Consider the following 11,655-nt stretch of genomic DNA (forward strand, 5'->3'; position numbering starts at 1 on the left):
AAATGCAACATTAAATACTAGGTTTACAGAACATAAAAGTGTTCTTAAAACAATTAATAATATAACACCACAAGTATCTTCTGCCATACCCATATTTAACAGTGAATATCAGAAACTAAATGATAGTAATTGAATTGTTAATCAATCAACAACAGACCATAAATATTATAGTTATGATACAAGCCATGCTATTGGTAATTTAAGTGATGGGACACCAACTAGAAATGCTTTTCTTGTTGATAATAATGGCAATCTAACAATTGATTCTAGTTTAAATCTTTCTGATGCCGATAAAAGTATGTTAAATAACATTCAAGAACAAATGAATAGTCACAAACAAATCACAACTATTAAAGATAGTTTTAATTCCTATAGTAAAAGTATTTATAGTGATAGTTACTTTAGTGGTAATAATAGTAGTTGAAAATATTTACAATTTGGTGGTATCGAAAACCATATTAATATTAGTAGTCAGCAATCAGCTAATAAAGTAGAACATAATAATAGTTTGAGTGAAACATTAGGTTTATATTATATTGCTAAAGCAACTCGTACTTCTGGTGGTATTGATATGGCTGTTGCTAATAGTTTAGGTAAGTATTTTATTAGTAAAAGCAGTTTAAATAATCTTAATGATACTACTTGTTAAACTATCATTAAGATTATTGCTACTGTTAATAATGTTTATAATTTTCTTTATCAATCACCATCGCGTGATGGAGAAAATATGTTATATAAAAATTATGCTATTAATTATATTTTTGATAGTAGTAATAATTTAATTGAAATCTATTATTCAAATTGAAATACGGATAATCTTACTTTGAATATTAATGCTAACGATAATGTTAGTGCTGACTCTTTTAATTATGGTTATAACTGATGATGAAGTGATCCTAAAAGTATTGTTAATTGAAAAAAAATATACTAATAACTGAGATGATTTTATTAAACTATACTCAACCTTTGCTTTTGGTAACAATTCTTATTTACAAGTTAAGAATGGTAATACAGGTTCACAAAATTTTAGTAATTTAAATGATAACACTAATTATATTAAAGATAAACAACCAGCAGATTTAAGTAATGGTGATAATGCTTATTATAATGATTGAAATTCTGATGATTACTATAAATTTAGAGTTGAAAAAGATTATGATAATGGTTATTATTGAAGTCAAATGTGTTTTGCTTTATATCTTTGACATGATGATAATAATATTTACTATCAAATTTCAGCAGTGATAGCAGTTCATGATATAATGAGCAATGGTTATGGTTATCAATATAATTTAGATAATATTACTTTTAATAATGGCATGAAATAATTTTTTATTCACCATCTAAAAAGATGGTGAATTTTTTTATACTAGTTAATTTATGTTTAGTTGCTTAATAAAGCAAATTATTTTAATAATGTTATAATTTCAATGTTAAAGGTAATTTTAGAAGGGGGGGTATAAATAATGCCTGAAAGAAAAGTATTACATTGTGTTGAATGTAATAAGGAAATTAATGGTAATGACCTTGCTTTAAACTCTAAAAAAGCACAAAAAGCAATGAAATGTCCAGAATGTGCTAATCGTTAATTTTTAAACTTAAATAAAAGAATAGAGGGGGAAATAATGCAAGACATAAATATGATGAATATGAAATGTTCTGGTTGTGGTATTACTATGGAAGAAAATGAAATTGCCACTAATCCTGATGGTTCTATGATGAAAAACATATGTAAAAGTTGTGCTAATCAAGTTAAATAAATTATTCAATATCTTTGTAAAATATTTTACAAAGATATTTTTATTCTTATTTTTTTCATTAATCTAGATGACATATAAAGATTAATAATCTTTTAAAATTTTATGTATAATATAAATTAGAAAATAAATATTACATGAATAGTAATATTTATTATTTAGATTTTAATACCATTTATATTATTGGTTATGCAAAAAGAGGTAACAATTATGAAAGTTATATTACGATTTCTAGGCGCTATTATGATTAGTAGTGTATCTTTAACAAGTATTAATGTGCATAGTAAAATTTTAGCATGAAATCCACCACAAGTTGATACAGAGTTTGCTAGGTTATTAGGATGATATAGTGATAATAATACTCCAAAAATAGAACAAAAATTACAGTATAATGCCCAAACAAATATGTATGAAATTTCTATTAATAAAAAAATCATTACTGAGACTAATTTCAAAACGCAATTATTGATTGCTAATGGTAATGACTTTACAGCCAAGAACCTGCAAACGACTAATTTATTAAGACAGTTAGGATTTACTTCTGGTGGTGTTGGAACAATATACAGTAACCAAGATGTTGCTAATATTAGTAATCTAACTGCTATTATTGATAACGTTAATCATGGTAAAATAACTACTAGTAGTTTGGATTATCAAATTGCTAGGGGTACTATGGAAGTTAGTGTTAAATTAAATAATAAAACTTTGCACACATATCATTTAGATACGTTAAATAATAATAACTTAAATATTCCACAACTAGCTTCACAGTTGGTTAATTCAAACACTATTGCTTTAACTAAAATTTGTGGTTTTACTGTTAATGCTTTAACTAGTAATTGTACTTTAAATTTAAATAGTAATGATAAACAAAATCAATGAACTGCTTTACTTAACTTTTTATCTGCAACACCATCACTAACTTGAACTGATAACAGTATGTCTGTTATTGAAACATTCACGACAGCTCCAGTCTGACTACAAGTAAGTTTTGGTAAAATAATAGTAGTTAATGCTTTTTATTGTGGTAATCCGCAATAAATAAGTTTTAAGACATAATTTGTGCTTCATTTGTCAATCATACTTTAATTTTTTTCATTATTAATAATAAGTAAAATACTCAATATTTGCCATTTATTTAATCTTAAATGGTATGATACTTGTAGGATTTAAAATATTTTAATATATAAAGGTGAGTTACACATGAAATTAAAAATAAAAAACATTGGGCCATTTAAAGATACTACTTTAAATATCGGTGATATTACAGTGATTGCTGGCGTTAATGATACTGGTAAAAGTTATTTAAGTCGTTTAGTTTTTGCTATGATGAAAATTGCTACTAGCGATATTGAATCACAAGTTGTTAAAAATTTTCTTAGTTTTATTGAAAGCACATTCAAACAAATCGAAAGTTCGATTGATACTTTTATTGAAACTAACTTTAGTAATAAAGATAAAGAAACACCACTATTTAAAGAAATTAATACGATTTATGAGCAACTTAATATAAGTAATAAAATGTTTTTACAAAAATGAGTAGAAAATTTTGATAATAAACAAGAAAAGTTTAATGATTTTTGAATTAGTTTATTAAAAGATTGTAATAAATTATTGAAAAAAAATGATGAATTAATTAGTATTACTTTACAAAAAATTGATAGTAATACTAATAAGGATGCTTATAAAATAAAAACTATTAAGTATGTTATTAATACTATTAATAAAGATATTGAAGAAATTTTAATATTTTTCACTAATGATAAAAAAGATATTATTTCTCATTTAATGTCCAACATCTTATCAGAAAATTTTCATGGTGAAACATTAAAAAATAAAAACTATAGTAATGAAGATAGTCAGTTAAAACTTAGCTTGGATAACAAAAAAACATTAAGTATTTTTATTAAAGCAAATAATGAATTTGAATTGGAAAATGCATTTAATTATTTAGAAAATATTATTGAAAACCCTGTCCTTGATGCTACATATATTAGTGACACTGATCAAATTTTAGATTTAATGATGGAAGAGAAACGTATTCAAAAAACTTCTGAATATATGTTAGAAACTGAAAGATTAAAATTATCAATTAATAATATTTTTAAATTTAAAAAATGTAATTATTTAGATGATTTTAAAAGTAAGATTAGTGATGACGATGAAACTGAACGCTATAGTAATTTAAAAGCTGTTCTTGTTAAAGAAAAAATTAGTAAGGAACTATATAATTACTTTGCTTTTGAGAATAAAATCAACTTGGAAAATGGTAGCTTAACTAAAAAAGGGGTAACTGTTAAATTTTCTAATTCATCACGTGGCTTAAAAATTATTGAAGTATTTAAGACAATGATTAGTAATGGTTTCTTTAAAGAAGGTAATTTAGTTATTATTGATGAACCCGAAGCTTATATCCATCCCGAATGACAGTATTTGTTTGCTCGTTTATTATTAGACATTGCTCGTATTGTCAATTTTAAATTAGTAGTGTCAACACATAGTCCTTATATTATTGAAACTATTACTTCATTGTCAAATCGTGATTTTAAAGACTTAACATTTAAGTATAATTTCATTAATAAAGATAAAAATTTTAATTCTTGTATAATAGAAGAGAATAGTTTAGACCATATTAACGAGGCTTTAAGCTATCCATACAGGGAGTTGGATAAGTATGAATTTAAATGAGACATTAAAAAGTAATTTAATTAAGATTTATAAAAAGAATAAAAAGACTTTTCGTACGCTTTCATATAGTACTGCTTCTAAAACGTATTCATCAGATTCTAATGAATATGCGATTGATGGTGATAATTTAAAAATATTATGTTGTAATCGCACTCGTGGCGTGAAATCAATCGATGCTATTACTTTTAACAAAAAAAATGAATTTTTATTTATTGAATTTAAAATTCAAAAACATTTTCATGAAGATATTGTTAGCGATTTATCAAAAAAATTTATGGATACTTTTAGTTGTTTTCAACATAATATTGACACCAATCATGAGATTTTATTTAATGAAATAAAATGTTTTTTTGTGTTTGATATTAGGCGTGAGACTGATCGTAGTATTAGAAATATTAAAAATATTAGATATAAATTAAAAGATAAAGTTCAAAGATTAAATGATGAAAATCGTATTTCTTTGAGCTTTAAAATTATTTATTCATCAACATTTGACCATAGTATTGATTATTTTAAAATGGATGATTTTTTTAAAGAACTTAGTTAACTCATGTCAAGCATACAATGTTGTCAAAGCCATAGTGGCATAAATTTATTTTAGACTATTACATGGAACTAGTTAAGGTAGTATCTTAGGTTTGGACATTATCATAAGATAACGACATTTTTCTACAAAATTAAATTCTTTTTCTTGAAAAAATTTGAAGAAGGCGTTAAACTTAGTAAAGTTGCTTAATGCTGTGGTATTGACCATGGAGCAATTCTTATGTAATAAATTACTAAAAATTTGGAGCATGTAACTAGCTTATAAAAGTTGCAAAACGCAAGAAATTAACTAATTTAACTTCATAACTAAGAAAAATTTTTCTTTTAAAAAGAAATTAAAAAGTTAAAGAGTTTAAATGTGATTGAATGCTCAGTTTTAAAAGTCAATAAAGTAACAGAATATTCTTATTACAAAACACCGTTAGTTGTTTAGAAAATGGTTATATTGTTATTCTGCTTTAAGAACTGTTGAAATTAATTATGACAATTATTTAATATAAAAATGGTGTTAATGATAAAATCCAATAATTTATAAAAATGCTTACTACTTTGATTTTGGAACTTATCAAGAAAATTACTAGTAAAAATTCGAAAATTCTGGATTTAATTGTTTCAAAAACGTCAATAGAAGCAAATATTGATATTTTAGTTTTTGTTATTAATCAAATAATATATTTAAAACATCTTAAAATCAATTGCTGGTACAGTCATTACTAATAAATAATAATATAGAGGAGTAATTTAAAATGAATTTAGAACAACATATATTAAGTACTATTTATAAAAAAAAACCATCAAAGCCAATTAGAGTTTTATTTCCTGAAGGGGAAAATGAAAAAATTCAAGTTGTGGCTTTAAAACTATTAGAAAATACTTTTTTTTACATAGATAAAAATGGTGGTTTAAAAACGATTAAAATTAAAGATATTATTGAACCAGTATTATTGTTTCATGAAAGTGAAAATATTCCTCAAGAAATCGCTAATCGTATAAGTATCATTAAAACTACTGATCAAAAAAAGATAGCACAAAAATTATATGAAATTAGAAAAGAAAAAGGTTTAACTTTAGAACAAGCACAAAAGTTAGTTGCTAATAAAAATTATTATGGAATGATGCTTCTAGAATTAAATTTAGTTGATTGCTTAGTAGGAGGGATTAACTATAAAACTTCTGATATTTTAAGACCAGCATTACAGATTATTAAATCAGACAAAAAAACTGTTTCTAGTGCTTTTATTATGAATCACTATAATGAAACTTATATTTTTGCTGATTGTTCAATCAATATTTTCCCAACAGTAGAACAATTGTTTGATATTGCTAACAGTACAATTAATTTTGCTCTTGATTTTGATTTTAAAACGTTTGATTCAGTTAATTTTAAAGAGTTAAATGTAGCAATGTTATCTTATTCAACAAATGGCAGTGGTGCAGGTACAAGTGTTGATAATGTAAGAACAGTATCTCAAAAATTATCACAACTTACTTGAAAAACTGATCAAAAAATTAATATTGCTGGTGAAATTCAATTTGATGCTGCATTTGATGAAACAATACGTAATAAGAAGTTTCCTAGTTTAGATATAAAAGGTCCATGCAATATTTTTATTTTTCCTGATTTAGAATCAGGGAATATTGGTTATAAAATTGCTCAAAGATTAGGTAAATTTAAAGCAATTGGACCAATTATTTTAGGTTTAAAAAAACCAGTAAATGACTTATCACGTGGTGCTACTATTGATGATATATATGATACTGCTTTAATTTCTTGTGCTCAAAAGTTTTTAAAAGGTAATGAAAGTTCATAATTTAAAAGGTAAAAAAGAATCTAATTATGCTTGTAGAAAACCAAAAAATCACTCATGCTATCAGTGATTCACTTTCGTTTATCTCTTTATTCTCCATACCTAATCATTTTCTTCCTTTCGACTTTTGCTATATATTTCAAGCAATTTTTTCAGTTTGAAATATACCGTTGAACTCACTTTAGTTTTATTTTTTTCCTTTATACTAATACATGAGGAGATAATTTTTTGCTTTATTTTAGACGCAGAAATATTTTTAAAAAACTAAAATAATTACTATTTTTTTTAAAAAAACATTTATAATAATAAAAGAAGCATAAATGCAAAAGTCGAAAGGAAGAAAATAAAAATGGCAACAACAAGTAGTAATAAATCTTCTACGTCTAAAAAAGAAGATAGTTCTTTAAAACATGATTCAGAAAAAAATGATAAAATTCAAAATTTGATTAGTAAAGTTACAACAGCTCAAAAAACTTTTGCAACTTATAGTCAAGAGCAAGTAGATAATATTTTTAAAGCTGCAGCAATTGCTGCTAATAAGGCACGAATTGAATTAGCAATCGATGCAGTTAGTGAAACTAAAATGGGAATTATAGAAGATAAAATTATTAAAAATCACTATGCTGCTGAATATACATTTAATAAATATCGTAGTACTAAAACAGTTGGAGTTTATGAAGAAAACTTAGGCTTAGGTTATCAACTAATTTATGAACCAATTGGAGTAATTGCTGCTGTTATTCCAACAGCAACAGCTATTTTAAAGCTCTAATATCTTTAAAAACAAGAAATGGAATTATCATTTCTCCACACCCAGGTGCTAAAAATTGCACTATTAAAGCTGCTAAGATTGTGTTAGATGCTGCTGTTAAAGCTGGTGCACCAGAAAATATCATCGCTTGAGTTGAAGATGCTCAGTTGCAAGATACAGTTGATTTAATGAAAAATTCAGATTTAATTTTAGCTACTGGTGGAGGGGCTATGGTTAAATCAGCTTATTCTTCAGGAAAACCAGCTTTAGGAGTTGGAGCAGGAAACTGTCCAAGTATTATAACTGAATTAGCTGATTTAGATACAGCAACTTCATCAATTATCCAATCAAATACTTTTGATAATGGTGTTATTTGTGCAACAGAAAATTCAGTTATTGTTTTAGACAAAGTTTATGATAAAGTCGTTAAATTATTTGAAGCAAAAAATGGTTATGTTCTTTCTAAAAAAGAAGATTTAGAAAAAATTAGTAAGGTAATGTTTAAAGAAGGAAAATATGGTCTTTTAAATCCAGCATTAGTTGGTCAAACTCCAGCGCAAATAGCAAATATTAAAATCCCACAAAATACTGTTTTAATTTTATGTAAAGCTGAAAAAACAAGTTATGATGAACCATTAGCACATGAAAAGTTATCAACTTATGTTGCATTATATCGAGCAAAAGATCTTGATCATGCAATTGAAATATCTAAAGATTTATTAAAAATGGGACCAGGACATACTGCAAGTTTATGAACTGATGAAATCAAAGGAAAAGATGAAATTTCTTTATGAAGTAAAAGTTTAAATGCGAAAAGAATGGTTGTTAATATGCCTGCTTCTTTAGGTGCTGTTGGCGATATGTATAACTTTTACTTAGAACCTTCATTTACTTTAGGATGCGGTAGTTGAGGAGGAAATTCATCTTCAAAGAATATTGGTCCTTTAAATTTATTAAATACTAAAACAGTAGCGTTAAGGAGAGAGAATATGCAATGAATGAGATTACCTGAAAGAATTTATCATAAATTTGGTTGCTTGCCAGTAGCTTTACAAGATTTAAAAGAATGAAATGCAAAAAAAGTTTTTATTGTAACAGATCCAGTTGTTAACTCATTATATGGACAAAAAGTAACTTCTGTATTAGAAGAAATGGGAATTAAATATGATATTTTTTCTGATGTTGAACCAAATCCAACTTTTGTAACAACTAAAAGAGGTTTAAATTCAATGAATAATTCTAAACCTGATGTAGTAATTGCGATTGGTGGTGGAAGTGCCATGGATGCTGCTAAAATTATTTGATTGTTATACGAACACCCAGATGCTAAATTTGAAGAGTTATCAATGACATTTAATGATATTCGTAAAAGAATTGCTAAGTTTCCAAAAATGAGTGGTAATGTTAAATTAATTTGTATTCCAACAACTTCTGAAACAGGTTCAGAAGTAACACCTTTTTCAGTAATTACTGATGATAAAACTCATATTAAATATCCATTAGCAGATTATGCTTTAACTCCTAATATGGCAATTGTTGATCCTGAGTTAACATTAACTGTACCGAAAGGTGGAACTAATGCGCCTGCTTTAGATGCTTTAACTCATTTATTCGAAGCATATGTTTCTGTTTTAGCAACAGATTATACAGATCCTTATTGTTTACAAGGAATTAAAACTATTTTTGAATACTTACCAGATGCTTATCACAATGGTAAAACAGCAGTTTTAGCTAGAAGTAAAATGGCTGATGCAGCAACACAAGCAGGAATGGCTTTTGCTAATGCTTTTTTAGGAATAGTTCATTCAATGAGTCATAAAATTGGTGGTAGATTTGATGTTATTCATGGTTGTGCTAACTCAATTTTATTACCTTATGTAGTTCGTTATAATGCTGCGGTTTTAATTGATGGTGGAAAACAAAATTACTTTTCACAATATAAGACAGCTAATTCTTTAGAAAGATATGCTGCTATTGCTCGTCATTGTGATGTTAAAGGCAACAATGATGCAGATTTAGTTGATAAACTAATTGCTAAAATACAAAAACTTTCAAAAGAAGTAGAAATCTCATCTTCTTTTAAAGACTATTTTGTTAAATTTAATTTAAATGTTTCTGAAAAAGATTTTTTGGACGCATTAGACAAAATGACACAGGATGCTTTTGATGATCAATGTACTCCAGCAAATCCAAGAGTTCCGTTATTAAAAGATATTAAACAAATTTATTTAGATGCTTATTATGGCAAACCAGTAGCACCTTTAAGTAAATAAATTTAATCAAGATTTTATCAATTTTTGATATCTGTTCTTAGGGTTTTAAAGTTTAAGATCAGATATTTTAATTATTAATTTATTTAAAATAATTTATCTCTAAAACTATTAAAGAGCAAATAAAATGATAAAATTAAAATATAATACTAACTAGGTATTTAATACCTAAGAAATTGCAACTAAGTAAGGAAATATAAAAATTAAAAAACCTAAAATTGTTGTAATTAGTATTAACCATACTGGATATTTTATAATAAAAATTAAAGAAATTTTAAAAAATCCAGCATTAATTCTAGCATAGGGAGAAAATAAGATGTCAAATTATAATTATGATTTAATTATTGTGGGAGCTGGACCTGGTGGTTATATTACTGCTGAGCGTGCTGCCAAATTAGGATTAAAAACAGCGATTGTTGAACGCGGTACTTGAGGAGGAGTGTGTCTTAATATTGGATGTATTCCTACTAAAACTTTATTAAAAAATGCTAAAGTTTATCATTATTTAGACAGCGCTGATAAATATGGAATTAGTTTTAATAAAACAAGTTTAAAAATGGACTGAAGTAAAGCACAACAAAGAAAAAATGAAGTTGTTAAGCAATTAACTAATGGTGTTCAATTTTTAATGAAAAGTAATAAAGTTGATATGTTAATTGGGCAAGGAAGTGCAATTGATCGCAATACTATTAAAGTTATTGATAAAGAAGGTAAAGAAAAAACTTATACAACAAAATATTTAATCATTGCTACTGGTTCAGAAGTAAAAATGTTTGATAATCCAAATGTACCAGTTACTGGTTTAGCAACCAGTAACTTAAAAGATAATCCAACATTATTAACATCAACAGAAATTTTATCTTTAAAAGAAATTCCTAAAACATTGACAGTTATTGGTGGTGGAGTTATTGGTGTTGAGTTTGCTTGTTTATTTAGTACCTTAGGAACTAAGGTAACGATTATTGAGTATTTAGACCAAATTTTAGCCACATTAGATTCTGATATTATTAAAGAATTAACAAAAATCTTAGAAACAAATGATATTAAAATCATTACTAATCATAGTGTTGCAAAATTAGAAGGTAAAAAAATAACTTATTATAAAGCTGATGATAAAGAACGTAAAAAACCATTAACAATTACTAGTGACTACACTTTATTAAGCACAGGAAGAATTCCAATTACTAAAGGTTTTGAGAATATTAATTTAGAAATTAAATCAAATGGAGCATTTGCAGTTAATAGTAAGTTAGAAGTTTTAGATAAAAATCAGCAAGCAGTAGATAATATTTATGTTATTGGTGATGCTAATGGCGAAAAAATGTTAGCACACGTTGCTTCTCATCAAGGATTAATAGCAGTTAATAACATTTTAGTCAAAGAAGGAAAAGCAAAACATGAAGAGAATATTAACTACGATCAAATGCCAAATTGTATTTATACTTTCCCAGAAGTTGCTAGTGTTGGATTAACTGAAGCAGAAGCTAAAAAAGCTTATCCTGATTGTTTAGTTGCTAAAAAGCCATTTAACATTAATGGTAAAGCCCTAGCTGATGGTGAAACTGATGGTTTTGTTAAAATTATTGTTGATAAAAAGTATGGCCAAATTTTAGGCGCTCATATTTTAACAACAACAGCTACTGATATGATTGCTGAAATCATTAATATTATGACTTCTGAAGGAACAATTAGTGAATTAGCTAATTCATGTCATCCACATCCAACTTTATCTGAAGTTGTAATGGATATAGCTCAAGATTTAGATTTGAAATTAAATAGAAAGTAAATTCCGATATCCTTTAATTTTGCAGAAAAGTAGGAAAAAAATAAAAAAA

10 protein-coding genes and 1 pseudogene are annotated in these 11,655 nt (G+C 26.0%); all 11 read left to right on the plus strand.

Features of this window, described 5'->3' with window-relative positions:
* The coding region (locus RDJ14_RS00405; protein ID WP_308149391.1) for a hypothetical protein at positions 1–649 on the plus strand (649 nt) is incomplete at its 5' end.
* 78 nt (positions 650–727) lie between these two features.
* Positions 728–931, plus strand: coding sequence for a hypothetical protein (locus RDJ14_RS00410; RefSeq protein ID WP_308149392.1), 204 nt, complete (start codon positions 728–730; stop codon positions 929–931).
* A complete protein-coding gene (locus RDJ14_RS00415; protein WP_308149393.1) occupies positions 870–1,328 on the plus strand; it encodes a hypothetical protein in 459 nt (152 codons plus the stop codon). The genes RDJ14_RS00410 and RDJ14_RS00415 overlap by 62 nt, the downstream gene beginning before the upstream one ends.
* A 138-nt stretch (positions 1,329–1,466) precedes the next feature.
* On the plus strand, positions 1,467–1,589 hold the full coding sequence (locus RDJ14_RS00420) for a hypothetical protein (protein WP_308149394.1): 123 nt from the start codon (positions 1,467–1,469) through the stop codon (positions 1,587–1,589).
* Between the two features lie 36 nt (positions 1,590–1,625).
* Positions 1,626–1,760 carry a hypothetical protein gene (locus tag RDJ14_RS00425; RefSeq protein WP_308149395.1) on the plus strand — a complete coding sequence of 45 codons (135 nt, stop codon included), beginning with the start codon at positions 1,626–1,628 and terminating at the stop codon, positions 1,758–1,760.
* A gap of 207 nt (positions 1,761–1,967) precedes the next feature.
* Positions 1,968–2,798, plus strand: coding sequence for a hypothetical protein (locus RDJ14_RS00430; protein WP_308149396.1), 831 nt, complete (start codon positions 1,968–1,970; stop codon positions 2,796–2,798).
* A 162-nt stretch (positions 2,799–2,960) separates the two neighbouring features.
* The gene (locus RDJ14_RS00435; RefSeq protein ID WP_308149397.1) at positions 2,961–4,460 is read left to right on the plus strand and encodes an AAA family ATPase; all 1,500 of its coding nucleotides are present in this window, start codon (positions 2,961–2,963) and stop codon (positions 4,458–4,460) included.
* Positions 4,432–4,992: a hypothetical protein gene (locus tag RDJ14_RS00440; protein ID WP_308149398.1), complete on the plus strand. Its 561-nt coding sequence runs from the start codon at positions 4,432–4,434 to the stop codon at positions 4,990–4,992. Before RDJ14_RS00435 ends, RDJ14_RS00440 begins: the two co-directional genes overlap by 29 nt.
* 745 nt (positions 4,993–5,737) lie before the next feature.
* Entirely contained in the window at positions 5,738–6,802 is a 1,065-nt protein-coding gene (locus RDJ14_RS00445; RefSeq protein ID WP_308149399.1) for a phosphotransacetylase, read from the plus strand.
* A 346-nt stretch (positions 6,803–7,148) separates the two neighbouring features.
* A pseudogene (gene adhE, locus RDJ14_RS00455) lies at positions 7,149–9,823 on the plus strand (bifunctional acetaldehyde-CoA/alcohol dehydrogenase).
* A 313-nt stretch (positions 9,824–10,136) separates the two neighbouring features.
* Positions 10,137–11,606 carry a dihydrolipoyl dehydrogenase gene (lpdA, locus tag RDJ14_RS00460; protein WP_308149401.1) on the plus strand — a complete coding sequence of 490 codons (1,470 nt, stop codon included), beginning with the start codon at positions 10,137–10,139 and terminating at the stop codon, positions 11,604–11,606.
* The last annotated feature ends 49 nt before the right edge of the window (positions 11,607–11,655 follow it).

Origin of the sequence: Spiroplasma sp. AdecLV25b (genome assembly GCF_030913225.1) — a bacterium.
Classification (GTDB): domain Bacteria; phylum Bacillota_I; class Bacilli_A; order Mycoplasmatales; family VBWQ01; genus Spiroplasma_E.